At 42.9% G+C, this 19,801-nt stretch carries 27 protein-coding genes and 1 pseudogene; all 28 read right to left on the bottom strand.

All coding sequences use genetic code 11. The features are described from left to right. Positions 1-69: 69 nt before the first annotated feature. Complete coding sequence (locus ACJVC5_RS04485; RefSeq protein ID WP_408098187.1) at positions 70-705, bottom strand: adenylate kinase; 636 nt, start codon at positions 703-705, stop codon at positions 70-72. Further along, positions 705-2,024: a preprotein translocase subunit SecY gene (secY, locus tag ACJVC5_RS04490; protein ID WP_408098188.1), complete on the bottom strand. Its 1,320-nt coding sequence runs from the start codon at positions 2,022-2,024 to the stop codon at positions 705-707. The genes ACJVC5_RS04485 and secY overlap by 1 nt, the downstream gene beginning before the upstream one ends. Before the next feature lie 18 nt (positions 2,025-2,042). After that, positions 2,043-2,498 (bottom strand): 50S ribosomal protein L15, encoded by a 456-nt coding sequence (gene rplO, locus ACJVC5_RS04495; protein ID WP_408098189.1) that lies wholly within the window; start codon positions 2,496-2,498, stop codon positions 2,043-2,045. A 12-nt stretch (positions 2,499-2,510) separates the two neighbouring features. Then, on the bottom strand, positions 2,511-2,693 hold the full coding sequence (gene rpmD, locus ACJVC5_RS04500; RefSeq protein WP_408098190.1) for a 50S ribosomal protein L30: 183 nt from the start codon (positions 2,691-2,693) through the stop codon (positions 2,511-2,513). Between the two features lie 8 nt (positions 2,694-2,701). Then, the gene (gene rpsE / locus ACJVC5_RS04505) at positions 2,702-3,325 is read right to left on the bottom strand and encodes a 30S ribosomal protein S5 (RefSeq protein WP_408098191.1); all 624 of its coding nucleotides are present in this window, start codon (positions 3,323-3,325) and stop codon (positions 2,702-2,704) included. A 12-nt stretch (positions 3,326-3,337) separates the two neighbouring features. After that, positions 3,338-3,712, bottom strand: a complete 375-nt coding sequence (gene rplR, locus ACJVC5_RS04510; RefSeq protein WP_408098192.1) for a 50S ribosomal protein L18 — start codon at positions 3,710-3,712, stop codon at positions 3,338-3,340. 10 nt (positions 3,713-3,722) lie between these two features. After that, positions 3,723-4,262 (bottom strand): 50S ribosomal protein L6, encoded by a 540-nt coding sequence (gene rplF, locus ACJVC5_RS04515; RefSeq protein WP_408098193.1) that lies wholly within the window; start codon positions 4,260-4,262, stop codon positions 3,723-3,725. A 12-nt stretch (positions 4,263-4,274) separates the two neighbouring features. Beyond that, complete coding sequence (gene rpsH / locus ACJVC5_RS04520) at positions 4,275-4,658, bottom strand: 30S ribosomal protein S8 (RefSeq protein ID WP_408098194.1); 384 nt, start codon at positions 4,656-4,658, stop codon at positions 4,275-4,277. Positions 4,659-4,675: 17 nt separating this feature from the next. After that, positions 4,676-4,981, bottom strand: a complete 306-nt coding sequence (gene rpsN, locus ACJVC5_RS04525; protein ID WP_408098195.1) for a 30S ribosomal protein S14 — start codon at positions 4,979-4,981, stop codon at positions 4,676-4,678. Between the two features lie 9 nt (positions 4,982-4,990). After that, entirely contained in the window at positions 4,991-5,533 is a 543-nt protein-coding gene (gene rplE / locus ACJVC5_RS04530; RefSeq protein WP_408098196.1) for a 50S ribosomal protein L5, read from the bottom strand. Positions 5,534-5,548: 15 nt separating this feature from the next. Beyond that, the gene (rplX, locus tag ACJVC5_RS04535; RefSeq protein ID WP_321395413.1) at positions 5,549-5,860 is read right to left on the bottom strand and encodes a 50S ribosomal protein L24; all 312 of its coding nucleotides are present in this window, start codon (positions 5,858-5,860) and stop codon (positions 5,549-5,551) included. Between the two features lie 20 nt (positions 5,861-5,880). Beyond that, positions 5,881-6,249, bottom strand: a complete 369-nt coding sequence (gene rplN / locus ACJVC5_RS04540; protein WP_408098197.1) for a 50S ribosomal protein L14 — start codon at positions 6,247-6,249, stop codon at positions 5,881-5,883. Positions 6,250-6,260: 11 nt separating this feature from the next. Continuing rightward, the gene (gene rpsQ / locus ACJVC5_RS04545; RefSeq protein WP_408098198.1) at positions 6,261-6,506 is read right to left on the bottom strand and encodes a 30S ribosomal protein S17; all 246 of its coding nucleotides are present in this window, start codon (positions 6,504-6,506) and stop codon (positions 6,261-6,263) included. Between the two features lie 12 nt (positions 6,507-6,518). Beyond that, positions 6,519-6,707: a 50S ribosomal protein L29 gene (gene rpmC, locus ACJVC5_RS04550; protein ID WP_408098199.1), complete on the bottom strand. Its 189-nt coding sequence runs from the start codon at positions 6,705-6,707 to the stop codon at positions 6,519-6,521. Between the two features lie 21 nt (positions 6,708-6,728). Beyond that, complete coding sequence (rplP, locus tag ACJVC5_RS04555) at positions 6,729-7,175, bottom strand: 50S ribosomal protein L16 (protein WP_408098200.1); 447 nt, start codon at positions 7,173-7,175, stop codon at positions 6,729-6,731. A 21-nt stretch (positions 7,176-7,196) separates the two neighbouring features. Continuing rightward, the gene (gene rpsC, locus ACJVC5_RS04560; protein ID WP_408098201.1) at positions 7,197-7,823 is read right to left on the bottom strand and encodes a 30S ribosomal protein S3; all 627 of its coding nucleotides are present in this window, start codon (positions 7,821-7,823) and stop codon (positions 7,197-7,199) included. A gap of 15 nt (positions 7,824-7,838) precedes the next feature. Next, on the bottom strand, positions 7,839-8,171 hold the full coding sequence (gene rplV / locus ACJVC5_RS04565; protein ID WP_408098202.1) for a 50S ribosomal protein L22: 333 nt from the start codon (positions 8,169-8,171) through the stop codon (positions 7,839-7,841). Between the two features lie 10 nt (positions 8,172-8,181). After that, entirely contained in the window at positions 8,182-8,469 is a 288-nt protein-coding gene (gene rpsS / locus ACJVC5_RS04570) for a 30S ribosomal protein S19 (protein WP_321395428.1), read from the bottom strand. Positions 8,470-8,481: 12 nt separating this feature from the next. Continuing rightward, positions 8,482-9,306 (bottom strand): 50S ribosomal protein L2, encoded by an 825-nt coding sequence (rplB, locus tag ACJVC5_RS04575; protein ID WP_408098203.1) that lies wholly within the window; start codon positions 9,304-9,306, stop codon positions 8,482-8,484. Positions 9,307-9,323: 17 nt separating this feature from the next. Then, positions 9,324-9,614 carry a 50S ribosomal protein L23 gene (gene rplW / locus ACJVC5_RS04580; RefSeq protein ID WP_321395432.1) on the bottom strand — a complete coding sequence of 97 codons (291 nt, stop codon included), beginning with the start codon at positions 9,612-9,614 and terminating at the stop codon, positions 9,324-9,326. Between the two features lies 1 nt (position 9,615). After that, on the bottom strand, positions 9,616-10,236 hold the full coding sequence (gene rplD, locus ACJVC5_RS04585) for a 50S ribosomal protein L4 (protein ID WP_408098204.1): 621 nt from the start codon (positions 10,234-10,236) through the stop codon (positions 9,616-9,618). A gap of 14 nt (positions 10,237-10,250) precedes the next feature. After that, on the bottom strand, positions 10,251-10,901 hold the full coding sequence (gene rplC, locus ACJVC5_RS04590; protein ID WP_408098205.1) for a 50S ribosomal protein L3: 651 nt from the start codon (positions 10,899-10,901) through the stop codon (positions 10,251-10,253). 90 nt (positions 10,902-10,991) lie between these two features. Further along, the gene (gene rpsJ, locus ACJVC5_RS04595; protein ID WP_321395438.1) at positions 10,992-11,300 is read right to left on the bottom strand and encodes a 30S ribosomal protein S10; all 309 of its coding nucleotides are present in this window, start codon (positions 11,298-11,300) and stop codon (positions 10,992-10,994) included. Between the two features lie 81 nt (positions 11,301-11,381). Continuing rightward, positions 11,382-12,572, bottom strand: coding sequence for an elongation factor Tu (tuf, locus tag ACJVC5_RS04600; protein ID WP_408098206.1), 1,191 nt, complete (start codon positions 12,570-12,572; stop codon positions 11,382-11,384). An 11-nt stretch (positions 12,573-12,583) separates the two neighbouring features. Further along, positions 12,584-14,668, bottom strand: coding sequence for an elongation factor G (fusA, locus tag ACJVC5_RS04605; protein WP_408098207.1), 2,085 nt, complete (start codon positions 14,666-14,668; stop codon positions 12,584-12,586). 70 nt (positions 14,669-14,738) lie between these two features. Further along, positions 14,739-15,209 (bottom strand): 30S ribosomal protein S7, encoded by a 471-nt coding sequence (gene rpsG / locus ACJVC5_RS04610; protein WP_408098208.1) that lies wholly within the window; start codon positions 15,207-15,209, stop codon positions 14,739-14,741. A gap of 12 nt (positions 15,210-15,221) precedes the next feature. Continuing rightward, on the bottom strand, positions 15,222-15,596 hold the full coding sequence (gene rpsL / locus ACJVC5_RS04615; protein WP_321395447.1) for a 30S ribosomal protein S12: 375 nt from the start codon (positions 15,594-15,596) through the stop codon (positions 15,222-15,224). A 126-nt stretch (positions 15,597-15,722) separates the two neighbouring features. Beyond that, positions 15,723-19,796, bottom strand: a pseudogene (gene rpoC, locus ACJVC5_RS04620) (DNA-directed RNA polymerase subunit beta'); the annotation flags it as partial. Between the last annotated feature and the right edge of the window lie 5 nt (positions 19,797-19,801).

Raw genomic sequence — 19,801 nt, forward strand, 5'->3', positions numbered from 1 at the left:
CTTCCTAAATAGAAAGTGATCTTATATATAAAAAAAAACTAGAAGACAATATTATTTAATAACGGAACGTCACACTTTTGACGAAATCATATTATAGATTTCATCAACCGATCCTTCCGCATCAACCTTCATCAAACGTCCAAGATCTTGATAGTACTTGAGGACAGGATTAATAGTGTCTTGAAACACCGTTAGGCGATTCTTAATCACATCTTCCTTATCATCAGCTCTCTGTTGGAGATCTGTACCACCGCACTGGTCGCATACGCCCATTACCTTAGGCTTTTTTGAGATGAGGTTATATATAGCACCGCAGTTCTTACATGTCCTGCGATTTGTTAGTCTTTCGACTAACTTAGTCATATTAATTTCAAAGTACACCGCCAAAGACGGAGCACCCTTTAATACTTCTTTATCAAGAGTCTGAGCCTGGGCCAGATTTCTTGGATATCCATCAAAGATATACTGAGAAGCCGTCAGGTTAATGTTGGCCTGAAGGAGTCTGATAACTAGGTCATCTGAAACCAACTTGCCCTCATCCATTACTTTCTTCACTTCAAGACCAAGCGGCGACATCTTACTGATTTCAGAGCGAAGTAGGTCACCAGTAGAAATGTGTTTAAAATTTCTATCAGCTACAAACTTATTTGCCTGCGTTCCTTTACCAGAACCTGGGGCTCCTATGAAAATCAGATGGGATTTCATTAGAACCTTTTCACGCCAGAGTACTTGCCCTTAACTTTATAGGCCGTATCCAAACGCTGAGAGATCATGAAACCTTCAGCCTGGGCCATCGTATCGATAGCAACACCCACAAGAATTAGAAGAGAAGTTCCACCAAAGTAGAACGGTACTTTTGCGTAGTTAAATAGGATAGAAGGCATAAGACAGATAGCTGCTACATAAACAGCACCTACTAGTGTTAAGCGACTTACTACCTGGTTAAGGAAATCAGCAGTCTGATCACCTGGACGGATACCTGGGATAAATCCACCGTTCTTCTTTAGAGACTCAGAAACGTCTTCAGTTTTGAACTGAATTGTTGAGTAGAAGTACGCGAAGAAAACAATCAAGCCGATGAATACGCAGTTGTAAAGCATGCGACCTGGATAGAACAACTGCTCAATGTTCGTGAAGTAGGCCTTAATTGGGCTTTCTTGTGGAACGAATTGAGAAATAGTTGTCGGGAACCCTAGAAGTGCACTCGCGAAGATCGGAGGCATAACTCCAGAGATATTTACTTTAATTGGAAGGTGAGAAGACTGACCACCGAACACACGGTTATTAACAACACGCTTAGCGTACTGAACCGGAACTTTGCGGAAAGCTCTCTCTACGAAAATGATGAACCAGAATGAAACCAACATAATCGCAAGAACGATTAGAAGATTTACGATGCTCATTTCACCGTTTTGTAGAAGGTTGAATGTATCTCTGATACCTGATGGGATACCAGCAGCGATACCTGCGAAGATGATAAGAGAAATACCGTTACCGATACCTCTTTCTGTGATCTGCTCGCCCAGCCACATAACAAACATAGTACCGGCAGTTAAGCTGATTACAGTTAAAAGACGAAAGCTCATGCCTGGATCAATCACCACCGGAAGACCGTTTGGTGATTTAATGTTCTCAAGACCAACTGCTAGACCGTAACCCTGGAAAAAACACAGAAGTACAGTTGCATAACGAGTATATTGAGAGATTTTCTTATGACCATCCGGCTCTTTTTGAAGTTCGCCAAGGGCCGGGATCGAATAAGATAGAAGAGAGAAAATAATCGAAGACGTGATGTAAGGCATGATTCCTAGAGCGAGTACTGAGAAACGCTCAAGAGCTCCACCTGAGAAGGTGTTGAATACGCTAAAGAGAGAGCCCTTCATTCCATCAAAAAATGATGAAAGAGCGGCCCCATCAACTCCCGGTGTAGGGACTTGAGTGGCCACTCGATATATTCCAAGCATTAAAATGGTAAAGAAAACTCGTTTTTTTAGCTCTTCGAGCTTAGAAACATTCGATGACATCCTTGTATCCTTCTTTAATTAGGCATTCTCAACTTTGCCGCCAGCTTTTTTGATTAATTCTAAAGCTTTAGCAGAGAACTTTTCAATGCCTTTAAAGGTTAGAGCTTTATTAAATTCGCCTTTTGCCAGAATTTTGATCGGCATAGACTTATTAATACCAGCTAGGAAACCTTTTTCGATAAGAGTTTCGCGAGTTACAACTTCAGAGTCGAACTTCGCAGCTAGCTTCTCAAGGTTAACAACAGCGTATTCAACTTTGAATGCTGCGTTAGAGAAACCAACTTTTGGTAGACGTCTGTAAAGAGGCATCTGACCACCCTCGAAACCGATACGGATACCACCGCCAGTACGAGCTTTTTGACCCTTGTGACCTTTACCAGCTTGAGTACCTTGACCAGAACCCTGACCACGGCCGATACGCTTGATATTCTTGTGGGCGCCTTTTGGGCTTTTTAGTGTTTTAAGAGTTAACATTTTAAACCTCTATTATTTTACGATCTCGAGCCACTGGATCATAGCTTTGATCATTCCACGAACAGCTGGAGTATTCTCAAGCGTTTTCGTGTGATTGATTCTTCTAAGACCTAGGCCGCGGACTGTAGCTTTTTGCTTTTCAGTACAAGCGATTGTGCTTCTGATTAGTTTAACTGTAATTTGCTTGTTGCTCATATATCACCTTAAGCTTTTGGAGCTTTAGCCTTCATACGAAGACCTTTAGTGTTTACACCGCGAACAGTTGCCACTTCATCAAGTGAACGAAGGTTCTTAAGTGCTTTGAAAGTTGCTTTTACGATGTTGTGTGGGTTTGATCCACGAACAGACTTAGTAAGTACGTTCTTAACACCAGCAAGCTCAAGGATTGAACGACAAGCACCAGCAGCTTTAATACCAGTACCTTCGCCAGCAGGCTTAAGAAGAACTTCACCAGCGCCGAATAGACCTAGTACTTCGTGAGGGATTGTTCCGTTCTCGATAGATACTTTGATCATACGCTTAGAAGCTTTCATACCAGCTTTGCGGATTGCATCTGGTACTTCTTTCGCTTTACCAAGACCGTAGCCAACTTTACCGTTCTTATCACCTACAACAATTAGTGCTGCAAATGAGAAACGACGACCACCCTTAACTACTTTAGCAACGCGATTAACAGCAACAACTCTTTCTTCAAGATCAGGGTTTAGACCGTCTTGAGCAGCTGGCTTCTTTTCTGCGCGAGGGGCACGAGCTGGACGCTTGCCACCTTTCTTATCAGCTTTCGCTTCTGTTTCGTTTTCTACTTCGTTGTTATTTTCTTCGCTCATACTTTCCCCTAATTAAATTTGGATGCCGTTTTCACGGATTGAGTCAGCAAGTGCTTTAATAACACCTGTGTACTGTTTACCGCTTCTGTCGAATACGGCCTTAGAAAGGTTACTCTTCTTAAGCGTAGCTGCTACAGCGGCACCAACTTTTTTCGCGCCTTCAGCATTTGCGTGATCAGCAACTTTTGCTTTCCCGAAAGTTTGAACCGAGAAAAGTGTAGCTGACTTAACATCGTCGATAGCTTGAACACGAAGGTGCTTGTTTGTTTTAGTTACACACAAGCGAGGAGCTTCGGCAGAACCAACCACTTTCTTTCTGATAGAAAGCTTGCGGCGGTATTCTTTTGCCTTAGTTTCATTTTTAATTTTTGCGGTATTTTTTCTCATAACTCACCTATTATTTTTTAGCACCTGTTTTACCGGCCTTACGGATGATTGTCTCATCTGTGTACTTCAAGCCTTTCCCCTTATATGGTTCAGGCTCTCTGAAAGAGCGGACTTGAGCGGCAACGAAACCAACAAGTTCTTTATCGCAACCGTGGAACTCGATCACGTTCTTATTAACTTTAGCTTCAACACCTTTTGGGAGTTTGTAGTCAATAGAGTGAGAGTAACCAAGGTTAAGAGTTAGAGTGCTACCAGAAACAGCAGCCTTGTAACCTACACCGTTGAACTCAAGAGATTTTACGAAACCAGTTGTTACACCAGTTACCATGTTACCAAGGAGCGTTCTAGACATACCCCAAACAGCTTTAGCAGATGTTGTCTGGTTAGCTGGAGATACGTTGATTGCTTTATCAGCTTTTTCAATTTTCACATCTTTGTGAAAAGTATAAGAAAGCTGACCCTTAGGGCCTTTTACGTCAACGGTAAGACCGTTAACTTTAACTTCTACTTTATCAGGAATGCCTACCGGCTTTTTTCCAATACGTGACATAAGTTGCTCCGATTACCAAACGTTACAGATGATTTCGCCACCAAGTTTTAGAGAGGCTGCTTTACGAGAAGAAATAATTCCCGCAGAAGTGGAAACAACGCTTACGCCTAGTCCTGATAGAACACGTGGCATTTCACGGTAGCCTTTATAAACTCTTAGTCCTGGAGTCGAAATTCTTTTAAGACCAACAATTGCACCTTCTTTAAGACCGATTTTGATCACGATTTCAGAAGGAGATTTAGCTGCGATCTTGAAAGACTTAATATAGCCTTCTTCTTTAAGAACGCGGCAAATGTTCGCTTTAATTTTGCTAGCAGGAAGCTCAAGCTTATCAAGGCCGGCTTTGTTAGCGTTGCGAATTCTTGTTAACATATCTGCGATAGGATCTGTCATCATAATATATTTCCCCTTCCTTACCAGCTAGCCTTGGTCACACCAGGGATGAGACCATTGTTTGCTAGTTCACGGAATTTGTTTCGGCTAAGTTTAAAATCACGGAAAAATGCACGAGGTCTTCCAGTAAGTTCGCAACGGTTACGTACGCGATTTGGATTACCATTACGTGGAATCTTCTGAAGCTTCGCACGAGCTGCATCTCTTTCTTCATCAGAAAGTTTTGCATCTACTGCTTTTTTACGAAGTTCAGCAGCTTTTGGGCCGAATTTCTTAGCTAGTTTTTCTCTTCTCTTATTTTTTACTACTGCGCTTAAACGTGCCATAGTTCCCTCTTACTTCTCTCTGAAAGGCATGCCGAAAAGTCTTAGCATTTCGCGGCCTTCTTCGTTGTTAGTAGCTGTTGTTACAAAGCTAATTCCCATACCACGGATCTTATCGATCTTGTCGTAGTCGATTTCTGGGAAGATGATTTGCTCTTTCAGACCCATGGTATAGTTACCTTTACCATCGAAACCCTTTGGTGAAAGACCACGGAAGTCTTTTACGCGAGGGAGAGAAAGGTTAATCAAACGATCAAGGAACTCGTACATTTGCTCACCACGAAGGGTAACGAATGCACCAAGAGCTTGGTCTTGACGAAGTTTGAATGAAGCAATTGATTTCTTAGCGCGAGCTACAACTGGCTTTTGACCAGTGATAGCAGCAAGATCTGCCACAATGCTATCTACGATTTTACCGTTTGAAACTGCATCACGAGTAACACAGTTAACGATGATTTTTTCTAGTTTTGGAATCTGATGAACGTTCCCGTATTTGAACTTTTCATTCAGCTTCTTTTTAATCTCTGATTCATACAGAGCCTTTAAACGTGCCATATGTTTCCCTCAGAATTACTTGATTTCGGATTTGCTTTTGGCAGCAACTCTTACGTTTTTGCCAGCAACTTTTTTAACAGCTACTCTTGTTGGTTTTCCAGATTTTGGATCCAATAGAGCAACGTTACTGATATGGATGGCTTTTTCCATATCCACAATCCCGCCTTGTTGATTCTGTTGGTTAGGCTTGATTGCTTTTTTAACTACGTTTACACCTTCAACTACAACACGATTTGTCTTGAAGTTGATTGACTTGATCTTGCCCTGTTTGCCTTTGTCTTTTCCGGCTAGGACTTGAACAGTGTCGTTCACTTTCAGCTTTTGCATTTTTTCTCCTTACACGCTGATTAGAGCACTTCGTGAGCGAGTGAACAGATCTTTGCAAAGTTCTTGTTTCTTAACTCTCTCGCTACTGGCCCGAAAATACGTGTACCTACTGGCTCATTATTTGCTGCAATAATAACCACGCTGTTTGTATCGAAATTAATATATGAACCATCTTCGCGTCTTACTGGGTAAACAGTACGAACGATAACGGCTTTTTTAACATCACCTTTCTTAACTTTACCGCCAGAAATTGCTTGCTGAACGGCTACGACGATAACGTCGCCAACTTGAGCGCTCATATGCTTAGAACCGCCCAGAACTTTAATACACTGAACAGTTTTAGCGCCAGAGTTATCGGCCACATCTAGGATCGTTTGTTGCTGAATCATAAATTACTCCACTACTTCGTGATCGAAACTAGTTCCCATCTCTTTAGCTTAGAGTATGGCTTAGATTCGATGATTGTGACTGTCTGACCTACTGAAGCTTGTTCTTTCTCATCATGAACGTGGTACTTCTTCGATTTAGTCACGAATTTGTTGTACTTAGGGTGCATAGTTTTTCTTTCAACGCGAACAACGATTGTTTTCGATGTCTTGTCGCTTACAACTTCACCAGTAAGTGTTCTTTTAAATGTTGTGCTCATTGTTCACCCGTCTTATTTTTTAGCGTTTTTAAAAGTTAAGAGACGGGCAATATCTTTCTTAAGTTGTTTCACAACATGTGGCTTATCAGAGCCAGTAGTGAACTTGTTGAACTTGTTATTAAAAAGTTCAGCCTTAAGAGTTGTAACCTTCTCGTTCAATTCTTTAGCGCTAAGTTTTGAAATGTCTGCGGTTTTTAACATAACTACCTCTACTAATCCAGTTTATTCAGCAGCATTAGTAGGGGCGTCAGCCGATACTAATTCCGCTTTAGATACGATTTTCGTTCTAACTGGAAGTTTATACTTTGCTAGTCTAAGTGCTGCATCAGCAGTTGCTTTATCTACGCCACCGATTTCGAAAAGAATACGGCCCGGCTTAACTACAGCAACCCACTCCTCCGGAGACCCTTTACCTTTACCCATACGTACTTCCGCTGGTTTTTTAGTTAGGGATTTATCAGGGAAGATTTTGATCCACATATTACCGCCACGCTTAGTTTCGCGTGAGATAGCAATACGGGCAGCTTCGATTTGACGGTTTGTGATAAAGCCACAAGTTGTAGCTTGAAGACCGTATTCACCGAAAGTGATTGTATTCCCTGAGTTTGCAGCACCAGCCATACGGCCTTTCTGCATCTTTCTATGTTTTACTCTTTTAGGACTTAACATAATGTTACCTCTAAATAATTACTATTTGTAAATTTCGCCCTTATAAACCCAAACTTTAACGCCGATGATACCGAACGTTGTTTTAGCTTGAGCAGTGTTGTAGTCGATGTCAGCACGAAGTGTATGAAGAGGAACTTTCTTCTCTGCATATCCTTCAGTACGAGCGATTTCAGCTCCACCTAGACGACCAGAACACTTAATCTTGATACCTTTCACGCCAGAGCGGAAAGCTGAAGTCATTACTTTCTTCATAGCGCGACGGAAGGCCACACGCTTCTCAAGTTGTTGAGCGATGTTTTCAGCAATTAGTTTAGCTTCTGAATCCGGACGTTTTACTTCTGCAATGTTGAAAAACAAAGGGCAGTTTGTAATTTTTTTAAGGTCATTACGGATTTTTTCGATCCCTGTACCTTTTTTCCCGATCGCAACACCTGGCTTAGCAGAGTAAACAGTTACTTTTACCTGGTCAGCTGTACGAGTGATTTCAGTTTTAGCGATAGCAGCTTGTGAAAGCTCAGTATCGATATAGTTACGGATAGCTAGATCTTGTTGAAAGATATCCGCGTAATTGTTTTTAACATACCAGTTAGAGTGCCACGTCTTAATGTAGCCAAGTCTGAAACCGGTTGGATTAACCTTTTGTCCCATTTAGTCTTCCCCTGATTAAGCTTCTTTAAGAGCTAGAGTGATGTAACTTGATTTCTTGCTAATGCGATAAGCACGGCCTTGAGCACGTGGCATAATACGCTTAAGAGCAGGACCTTCATCAACTTTAACCATATCAATGATCAGATTATCTAAGTCATATTTCTTAGATTCTGCAGCGATAGCTAGACCGCTGTTGATAAGTTTAGTAACGACGATAGCAGTCTCTTTCTTTTCGCAGAAACGAAGGATCTTAAGAGCTTCCTCAACCTTCTTCTTGCGGATCAAGTCAACAACTTGTCTAACCTTACGAGCAGATGTTCCGACATTATTGTTTTTTACTGTAATCATAATTTACCTCTTACTTGTCGCCGCCGGCTTTCTTATCGCCAGCGCCGTGACCGTTGAAAGTACGAGTAAGAGCGAATTCGCCAAACTTGTGCCCAACCATGTTGTCAGTCACATATACTGGGATAAACTTTTTACCGTTATGAACAGCAAAAGTTAAACCAATGAAATCTGGCGTAATCGTTGAACGACGTGACCAGGTCTTAATGACTGTATTACCCTTAGTATTTTTCTTGGCCTCAGCTGCTTTTTTGTAGAGGTAATTATCTACAAACGGACCTTTTTTAATTGAACGTGCCATTATTTACCCCTATTACTTTCTTCTCTTAACGATGAACTTGTTTGTACGCTTGTTCTTTCTCGTCTTAAAGCCACGAGTTGGAAGACCCCAAGGAGATACTGGGTGACGACCACCCGATGTACGACCTTCACCACCACCATGCGGGTGATCTACTGGGTTCATTACCACACCACGTACTGTAGGACGGATACCACGGTGACGGTTTGTACCAGCTTTACCGATGTTAGCAAGTTCGTGCTCAATCTTACCAACTTGGCCGATTGTAGCTCTGCAGTTTGCAGGAACTTTACGTAGCTCACCAGATGGAAGACGAAGAAGAGCGAAATCGCCTTCTTTGGCCATAAGCTGAGCGTATGCACCAGCTGAACGAGCCATCTGACCACCACGTTTAGGGTTAAGTTCAACGTTGTGAATAAGAGTACCCACTGGGATATCTTTAAGAAGTTTAGCGTTACCAGCTTTAATATCTGCATTCTCAGAAGAGATGATAACGTCGCCAACTTTAAGACCTACTGGAGCGATGATGTATGATTTAACACCATCAGCGTAGACTACAAGAGCGATGTTACAAGTTCTGTTTGGATCGTGCTCGATCGTCTTAACAGTTGCAGGGATATCAAGCTTAGAACGTTTGAAATCAATCAAACGGTACTTTTGCTTAACACCGCCACCGTGGTGACGAACAGTGATTACACCAGAAGAGTTACGACCGGCGTTCTTTTTAAGTGGAGCTAATAGAGATTTCTCTGGAGCTACACCTTTAGTAATATCTCCTGTCACAACCACTTTCTCACGTTGAGAAGGGGTGATAGGACGGAATTTTTTTAAAGTTGCCATACTTTTAGCCTTTTACCTTAAATGCCTTTGAAGAATTCAATCTTCTGGCCGTCTTGGAGTTGAACATAAGCTTTTTTAGAAGCTGATGACTTTTTATAACCACGACCAGCACGTTTTGTCTTACCAGGAAGAACAGAAGTGCGGACGCTAACAACCTTTACATCAAAGAACTTCTCTACAGCGCTTTTGATTTGGTTTTTGTTAGCTTTCGTGTTCACTACGAATGCGTAGCGATTGAAAGATTCAGTCTCTTTCGACGTTTTTTCAGTTAATAGTGGTTTAATTAATACGTTTTCTAAACCTAACATCTTACACCAGCCTTCCGATTAATTTTTCGAAAGCAGCTTTCTCAATCACTAGGTTTTCGAATTTAACAGCTTCGTAAACGCTGAAACCGTCAACCGGAGCGTATTTTGCTTTCTCAAGGTTACTTACTGCGCGAGATACTTTTTCATTAACTTCAGCTGTAATTACTAGAGCTGGAAGAAGGTTTCTTGAAGAAAGAGCCTTGAACATATCTTTCGTCTTACCAGTAGATTCTAATTTTTCTACGATATGAAGTTTTCCAGCCTGGTGCTTATCAGCAAGAACAGAAGAGATCGCTACAAGCATCATCTTCTTGTTAACTTTTTGCTCGTAAGAACGAGGTTGTGGACCGAATACAGTACCGCCTCCAGGCATAAGAGGAGAACGAGTAGAACCCTGACGAGCGTTACCAGTACCTTTTTGCTTGAATGGCTTTTTACCGCCGCCTGAAACTAGAGCTTTAGTTTTAGTAGCAGCTGTACCTTGACGGCGACCAGCTAGAGTTGCTTTTACAACTTGGTGAACTACTGTTCCGTTGATTGCTTCAACAGAGAAATCAACGTTAGCTTTTAGTGAGCCAGACTTTTCGAATTTTGTATTTAATACGTTTAATTCAGTTGTCATAATTTATTTCCCCCTTACTTCTTCACGGCTTTCGCAACACGTACGAAACCATTCTTAGAGCCAGGGATAGAACCTTTAAGAAGCATATAACCAGCTTCTAGGTTTACTTCTACTACTTGAACGTTTTGAACAGTAGATGTTTCAACACCTAGGTGACCTGGAAGTTTTTTGTTAGCGAATACGCGTGCTGGAGTTGCACGACATCCGATAGAACCTGGACGACGGTGGAAGTGTGAACCGTGAGCTGCTGGACCCCCTTGGAAGTTCCAACGCTTCATAACACCGGCAGTACCTTTACCTTTTGATGGACCAGTTACATCTACATATGTAGCAACTGGGAAAGCATCAAGAGAAGCTTCTTTTCCAAGAGCGTCTGCTGCAACTTCAGAAACTGAAATTTCAGAGAACTCAGAGAAGTTCTTTTCGATGTTAGCTTTCTTGAGGTGGCCTTTAACTGGAGAAGTGATTAGAGATTCACGCTTTTCGTTGTAAGCAACTTGATAAGCAGTGTAACCGTCTTTTTCAACAGTCTTGACTTGAGAAATAACGTTCGGAATTAGTTTAACTACAGTGACAGGAACGTGGTTACCGTTCTGATCAAAGATTCTGGTCATGCCAGCTTTAATTCCGTAAAAAGCAGGCAGACTAACTTTAGCGTCTGACATTCGCCCTCCACAGCATCACCCTCTCTCAGGGATGCATTCATGGTTAATAATATGAACTATCTACAAAATAAAAAGCGTTTGAGCTTTATACTAGTACTTGATTTCTACGTCAACACCAGCTGAAAGATCTAGCTTCATAAGGCTATCAACAGTCTGTTGAGTCGGCTCAACGATGTCGATTAGACGCTTATGAGTACGCATTTCGAACTGCTCACGAGATTTTTTATCGATGTGAGGTGAACGAAGTACTGTATAGCGGTTGATTTCAGTAGGAAGAGGGATCGGTCCAGCGACACGTGCCCCTGTATTTTTAGCTGTTTGAACAATCTCTTGTACCGAAGCATCAAGAATATTGTAGTCATAAGCACGAAGCTTAATTCTCAGTTTATTAGTCTTCATTAGATCTCCAAAAAAATTTTTGAGTCAAAATAGAAAAAGAATGGGCCTTTGTAAAGCCCATTCTGTTATTTTTTTGACATATTAAGCAAGAATATCAGAAACAGTACCGGCACCGATTGTACGGCCACCTTCACGGATCGCGAAACGAAGACCCTTCTCCATAGCTACTGGAGCGATAAGCTCTACAGCGAAAGAAGTGTTATCGCCTGGCATAATCATCTCAACACCATCGTTAAGAGTGATTGAACCAGTTACGTCTGTCGTTCTGAAGTAGAACTGAGGACGGTAACCTTTGAAGATTGGAGTATGACGTCCACCCTCTTCTTTTGTAAGGATATAAACTTCGCAACGGAATTTAGCGTGAGGCTTAACCGTTCCTGGTTTAATCATACACTGACCACGTTCAACGTCTTCACGCTTAGTACCGCGAAGAAGAAGACCAACGTTATCACCTGCACGACCTTCGTCAAGAAGCTTACGGAACATCTCAACACCAGTGATCGTAGATTTTTGAGCTTCTTTGATACCGATGATTTCGATTTCTTCGCCCACTTTCACGATACCACGCTCTACACGGCCAGTTACTACTGTACCACGACCAGAGATTGAGAACACGTCCTCAACTGGCATAAGGAATGGCTTATCAATATCACGAGCTGGAGTCGGGATATAAGCATCTACTTGGTTCATTAATTCAACGATTGCTTTCTCACCGATTTCTGGATCACGGCCTTCAACAGCAGCAAGAGCAGAACCCTTAACTACAGGAATATCGTCACCAGGGAATTGGTATTTAGAAAGAAGCTCTCTGATCTCCATTTCTACTAGATCAAGAAGTTCTTTATCGTCTACTTGGTCAACTTTGTTCATGAATACTACGATCGCTGGTACACCTACCTGACGAGCAAGAAGGATGTGCTCACGAGTCTGAGGCATAGGACCGTCAGCTGCAGAACAAACTAGAATAGCGCCGTCCATCTGAGCAGCACCAGTAATCATGTTCTTAACGTAGTCAGCGTGACCCGGACAATCTACGTGAGCGTAGTGACGGTTAGCTGTTGTATATTCAACGTGTGCAGTATTGATTGTAATACCACGAGCTTTTTCTTCAGGAGCTGAATCGATGTCAGCGTATGATTTAGCTGTACCACCGTAAACTTTTGCCATCGTCATTGTGATAGCAGCAGTTAGTGTTGTTTTACCGTGATCTACGTGACCGATAGTACCGATGTTTACGTGCGGCTTACTACGATCAAACTTTTCCTTAGCCATGGGGCTCTCCCTTAAATGTAAATCCCGCGCTTCTGCAGGATTTCTTTTGCTTGGTTATGAGTTAGTGGTTCATATAATTTAAAAGTTAAAGTAAAGCTAGCACGTCCTTGGGTCTTAGAACGAAGCTGCGTACTATAACCGAACATTTCTGAAAGCGGCACTTCCGCCTTAAGCACATCTTTGTTGCTCTTAGGCTCAATACCTAGAATACGTCCGCGTTTAGCGTTCACGTCGGCGATCACATCACCGGCATAATCACTAGGCGTAGTAACCTCAAGGGCCATAATTGGCTCCATGAGAACCAGACCGGCCTTTTGACAGGCCTCCTTAAATGCCATTGAAGCTGCGATAGTATATGCCACATCTGAACTTTCCGCCTCATTAAATTCGACAGATTCTACAGTGGCCTTAATTCCAATTAAAGGGTACCCGGCCATCGCTCCGCCAGGAGCCGAGTCCATAATACCGCGTTTAACCGCTTCATATATTTCTTCTGGAATAGATTTGTCTTTCTTCTTGAAATCCACTTTAAGCTCAAGGCTGCCCTCAATAGGCTCCACATGGATAGTTGCCTGGCCAAATTGGTTCTTACCGCCAAGTTCGCGACTAAAGGTATTAGAGGCCGTGCCGGTACCGCTGATTGATTCACGGTAAGACACTTGCGGACTCCCCTTATTCACGCCAACCTTAAATTCCCGCTCAAGACGGTCAGTAATAATGTCGAGGTGAAGCTCACCCATACCAAAAATCAAAAGCTGACCAGTTTCCTTGTTATTACGGTAGTTGAAAGAAGGATCTTCCACTTTAAGGTAATCCAAGGTCTTTTGAAGCTTCTCTTCATCGGCGGTGGTCTTAGGTTCGATGGCGATAGAAATTACCGTCTCCGGGAACTCCATCAGATCGAAAATGATTGGCTTATGTTCAGCACACAGAGTTTGACCAGTGGTCGTGAACTTTAGGCCAGAAACGGCAACGATATCGCCGGCCGAAGCTGATTCAAGTTCAGTTCTCTTGTTTGCGTGCATCTGAAGAATTTTATTAATACGTTCTTTCTTCTTCTCAAGTGGATTGTACACCTGAGAACCAGCAGTCAACTCTCCAGAATAGATTCTGATGTAAGTGATCTGACCCACGAATGGATCCGAAGAAATTTTGAACGCGAGAGCTGAGAAAAGTTCTTTCTCATCCGGCTTACGAGTCACAATTTTCTCGTAGTCCTTAGCATCGTGACCACTCACTTCCCCTTTATCTAGAGGAGAAGGAAGGTATTTAACGACAGCGTCTAGAAGAGGCTGCACGCCTTTATTTTTGAATGCACTTCCACAAAGAACCGGAATGAATCCGTGTTTAATTGTGGCAGTACGAATAGCTGTTTCCATTGCTTCTGCTGAGATTTCAGCACCACCAAGGTAGTCCTCGGCCAGCTTGTCATCGTAATCAGCAAGTGCTTCCAGAAGTTCATCGCGATAAAGTTTTGCTTCATCGAGCTCTGAACCTTCAAGATCAGAAAGTGTGAATTTTTCACCCAGGTCTGAACCGGCCCAAGTGTATTTTTTAAGAGTAAGAAGATCGATCATGCCAGTGAAAGTATCTTCAACACCAACCGGCATTTGAATGGCAGCGGCCTTCTTTCCAAGCTTCTCGCGGATTTCAGCGATACAGTTTAGGAAATCGGCACCAACACGGTCCATTTTGTTAACGAAGGCAATTCGAGGCACGTGATATTTATCAGCTTGGCCCCAAACGGTTTCTGATTGTGGCTCTACACCACTCACAGCATCGAATACACCAACAGCTCCATCAAGCACACGAAGTGAACGCTCTACTTCAATCGTAAAGTCCACGTGTCCCGGAGTATCAATGATATTGATGACGGCATTGTTCCACATACAAGTCGTGGCGGCGGCAGTGATCGTGATACCACGTTCTTGTTCCTGCACCATCCAATCCATCGTCGCAGTTCCTTCGTGAACTTCTCCGATCTTGTAGTTTTTGCCAGTATAAAAAAGGATTCTTTCAGTAGTGGTCGTCTTACCGGCATCGATGTGTGCCATGATTCCAATATTACGTACTTTATGAATCTCAGTAGACTTCATCGCGAGCTATCTCTTGTAGAAAAAAAAAGGGCCGCCTTGGTAGACGGCCCTCTTTGAAATTTCAATTAGACTACCACTTAAGGTGAGCGAAAGCTTTGTTAGCTTCAGCCATTTTGTAAACGTCTTCACGTTTCTTAACAGCGCCGCCGCGGTTGTTAGCTGCATCGATAATTTCGTCAGCAAGTTTTTCAACCATGTTCTTACCAGCGCGAGAACGTGAATAATCACGTAACCAACGAAGAGCAAGAGATTGCTTTCTGTTAGGACGTACTTCGATAGGCACTTGGTAAGTTGCGCCACCGATACGACGAGATTTTACTTCAACAGCTGGCTTGATGTTGTTCATAGCTTTTTTGAAAACTTTGATACCTTCTTCGCCAACTTTTTTCTCAACTAGATCTAGTGCTTGATAGAAGATCGCTTCTGCAGTCGATTTCTTACCATCGTACATAAGAGTGTTGATTACTTTTGTAATAAGAATGTCACCATACTTTGGATCTGGTAGAACTTCTCTTACTGGAGCTTGATGCTTACGAGACATATTTACCTCAAATTATTTCTTAGGTTTTTTAGCACCGTAGAGTGAACGACGCTTACGGCGTTTTTCAACACCAGATGCATCTAGAGCTCCACGAACTGTATGGTAACGAACACCTGGAAGATCTTTAACACGTCCACCGCGCACTAGTACGATACTGTGCTCTTGTAGGTTGTGACCTTCACCACCGATGTACGAAATTACTTCGTAACCAGAAGTAAGCTTAACTTTACACACTTTACGTAGAGCAGAGTTTGGCTTCTTAGGAGTTGTTGTATAAACACGAGTACAAACACCACGACGCTGTGGACATCCAACAAGCGCAGGAGATTTTGTCTTCGATTTTTGTAAATCGCGACCTTTTCTCACTAATTGGTTAATAGTAGGCATACTAAAATTCCTTACATTGTTTTAGAGATTAGCCAGTGTATTTAACAGAACGCACTGGCTAATACAAGTTTAATTTAAACCTTACAGACTCATGCTGAATGGGTTCTCTTCCTTAACGATATCTGCTTGAAAATCCTTATATCTAGGAATCCCAGTACCGGCAGGAATTAGTCGGCCCATCAACACGTTTTCTTTAAGACCACGAAGTTCGTCTTTTTTACCTTCAAGAGCCGCCTGAGTAAGAACCTTAGTCGTTTCTTGGAAAGATGCAGCAGACAGGAACGATTCCGTCGTCAATGATGCCTTTGTGATACCTAATAACAGAGCCTTAGCAGACGCTGGTTGTAGGTTCTGAGCAATCAGACGCTCGTTTTCATCCATAAACTCGGCCTTAGTAACTGAATCTCCTTCTACGAAGATTGAGTCGCCTGGACCTGTGATCTCAACTTTCTTCAGCATTTGGCTAACGATTACTTCAATGTGCTTATCATCGATTTTCACACCTTGAAGACGATAAACCTCTTGAATTTCGTCAGTGATGTAGCGAGCAACCGCTTTTTCACCTAGAACACGAAGAATATCGTGCGGGTTAGTTGGTCCATCCATGATTTGGTCACCTGGACGAACATAGTCACCCTCGTTAACGATCACATAGCGACCTTTTGGAATGGTATAAACAACTTGTTCAGACCCGTCCTCAGGCTTAATGATGATCTTACGTGATCCACGAACTTCTGGACCGTACTCGATAGTACCGGCGATGTCCGCGATCTGCGAAGAGTTTGTCGGCTTACGTGCTTCGAAAAGTTCAGCAACTCGAGGAAGACCCCCTGTGATATCTTTCGTTTTAGTAGATTCACGCTGTACTTTTGCGATTACGAAACCGGCATCGATCTTATCTCCCGGATTCACTACGATGTTCGCACCAACAGGTAGTGTATACGAAGCAATACGTTTAGTACCTGGAACAACAATTGGGTTACCTTGGTCGTCACAGATAAGAACACGTGGTTGCTTAGAGAGATCTTCTTTACCTTTAGCTTCAGTTACTACACGGTGAGATAGACCTGTTACAGCATCTAGTACTTCTGTATAAGTAGCACCAGGAACTAGGTCTTCGTATTTAACCGTACCAGCAACTTCCGTCATGATCGGCATAGCAAATGGGTCCCACTCAAGAATTCTGTCACCCACTGCTACAGTTTGACCATCTTTGAAGAATAGAGTCGCACCGTAGATCGCTGGGTAACGCTCTTTCTCAGCGCCCTGATCGTTTTTAATTACAATTTCACCGGTCTTGTTCATGATGACCATAGCGCCATCTTCACGAGTAACGGTTTTAACGTTTTCGAACACAAGCTTACCAGCTGTCTTAGCTTCAGACTTGTTAACTTGAGCACCTGCAGTTGCAGTACCACCGATGTGGAATGTACGCATTGTTAACTGAGTACCTGGTTCACCGATCGACTGAGCAGCGATAATACCAACTGCTTCACCGATAGATACCAGCTTACCGCGAGCAAGGTCGCGACCGAAACAAAGAGCACAGAAGCCGTGCTTTTCTTTACATGTTAGAACAGAACGAACCTTAATTTGGTCGATCTCTTCAGACATAATTGTTGAAACATCTTTCTCTGTGAATAGGTGGTTACGAGGGTAAAGAGTGCTTCCATTCTTTCCTCTTACGTCTTCTAGAGCAACACGGCCAAGAACTCTTGATGCCACGTGCTCAGCGATTTCACCTGATTCAATACGTGAAGTAAGAACGATACCGTCTGTAGCATCACAGTCAACCTGACGGATGATACCATCCTGAGCAACGTCAACTAGACGACGAGTTAGGTAACCAGAGTTCGCTGTCTTAAGAGCTGTATCGGCTAGACCTTTACGAGCACCGTGTGAAGAAGCGAAGTACTGAAGAACTGTTAGACCTTCACGGAAGTTAGAAGTAATTGGAGTCTCAATGATCTCGCCTGACGGCTTCGCCATTAGACCACGCATACCAGCTAGCTGACGGATCTGTACGTTCGAACCTCGGGCCCCTGAATCGGCCATCATGAAGATAGCGTTGAATGAAGGAGCTTTAGTTTTTTCTTTTCCATCTTCTGAAACGAAGTCATCTTTCGATAGACCGTCGATTAGAACTTTAGAAAGTTTTTCGTTAGTTTGTGCCCAAACGTCTACGATCTTGTTGTATCGCTCACCGTTAGTGATCGAACCTTCGTTATATTCGTTTGTGATCTTATCAACTTCAGCTTGAGCTGAGTCGATGATGTTTGCTTTTTCAGCAGGGATCGTCATGTCTTTGATGTTGATCGAGATACCGGCTTTTGTAGCGTACTCGTAACCCATTTTCATGATTGAATCTGCGAACATCACACATTCTTTCTCTGTCGACTTACGGTAAGCAAGGTCGATGAGCTTCGCAAGTTCCTTCTTGTTAAGGATCTTGTTGATAGCATCAAAACCAAGGGCTTTCGGAGTCACATCGTATACGAATGTACGACCAACAGTTGTCTCAATCAGCTTACCATCAAGACGGATCTTGATTGGAGCTTGAAGGTGAAGATTTCCTGTGTGGTAAGCGAACTGAGCTTCTTCTTTAGAAGCGAATACGCGACCGTAACCACGAGCGAATGGACGCACGCGAGACATATAGTACATACCAAGAACGATATCCTGAGAAGGAACGATGATTGGTGTACCGTCTTTCGGAGAGAGGATGTTGTTCGTAGACATAGCTAGAACGCGGGCCTCAATCTGAGCTTCGATAGATAGTGGAACGTGAACGGCCATTTGGTCACCGTCGAAGTCAGCGTTGAACGCTGTACAAACAAGCGGGTGAAGTTGGATGGCCTTACCTTCGATAAGGATAGGTTCGAAGGCCTGGATACCAAGTCTGTGTAGAGTTGGAGCACGGTTAAGAAGAACCGGGTGCTCTTGTACTACGTCCTCAAGGATGTCCCAAACTTCTTGCTTCTGCTGATCAACCATGCGTTTTGCAACTTTAATGGTTGTACAGTGACCTTTCTCGATAAGTTTGTTGTAAATGAACGGCTTGAAAAGCTCGAGTGCCATCATCTTAGGAAGACCGCACTGGTGAAGTTTCAAGTAAGGACCTACTACGATAACCGAACGACCAGAATAGTCTACACGTTTACCAAGAAGGTTCTGACGGAAACGACCTTGTTTACCTTTAAGCATGTCTGAAAGTGAACGAAGAGGACGCTTGTTAGCACCTGTGAACACTTTACCACGACGGCCGTTATCAAATAGAGCATCAACAGCTTCTTGAAGCATACGCTTCTCGTTACGGATGATGATTTCTGGAGCGTTAAGTTCTTTAAGACGCTTAAGACGGTTGTTACGGTTGATCACACGACGGTAAAGGTCGTTAAGATCTGAAGTAGCAAAACGGCCGGCTTCAAGAGGAACTAGTGGACGAAGATCCGGTGGAAGAACCGGAATAACATCCATCATGAACCAGTCAGGCTTGTTTGGTGAGCGAAGAAGTGACTCAACCACTTTAAGACGCTTAATGATCTTAGCTTTTGCAAGATCAGTTGTAGCGTCACGAAGACCACGACGAAGTTCTTTGTTAAGAATATCAATGTCTACTTTAGAAAGTAGATCTTTAACAACTTCACCACCCATGCCAGCTTTGAAATCTACGTTAGCAGCTTTCAACTCATGGAACTTCTGCTCAGAAAGGATCGTTCCAACTGGAAGGCCACCCTCTGCTTCAGTGTTTGAAGAAGAAGTTACGATATAAGCTTCGTTATAAAGGATTCTTTCAAGATCTTTTAGAGAAAGATCAAGAAGAGCACCGATACGAGAAGGAAGAGAACGAAGGAACCAGATGTGAGCAACTGGAGAAGCTAGCTCAATGTGGCCACAACGCTCACGACGTACTTTAGAAAGTGTAACTTCAACGCCACACTTCTCACACACAACACCTCTGTGCTTCATACGCTTATACTTACCACAGATACACTCGTAATCTTTGATAGGTCCAAAGATCTTAGCGCAGAAAAGACCATCTCTTTCCGGCTTGAATGTACGGTAGTTAATAGTCTCTGGCTTTTTTACTTCGCCGAAAGACCATTCACGGATCGTGTCAGGAGAGGCCATCCTGATAGAGATGGCCTGAACTGAAACTGGATCTTTTGGTTTATCGAAAAAATTTAATAAGTCTTTCATTGAGC

It is taken from the genome of Peredibacter sp. HCB2-198, assembly GCF_045999315.1.
Taxonomy (GTDB): domain Bacteria; phylum Bdellovibrionota; class Bacteriovoracia; order Bacteriovoracales; family Bacteriovoracaceae; genus Peredibacter.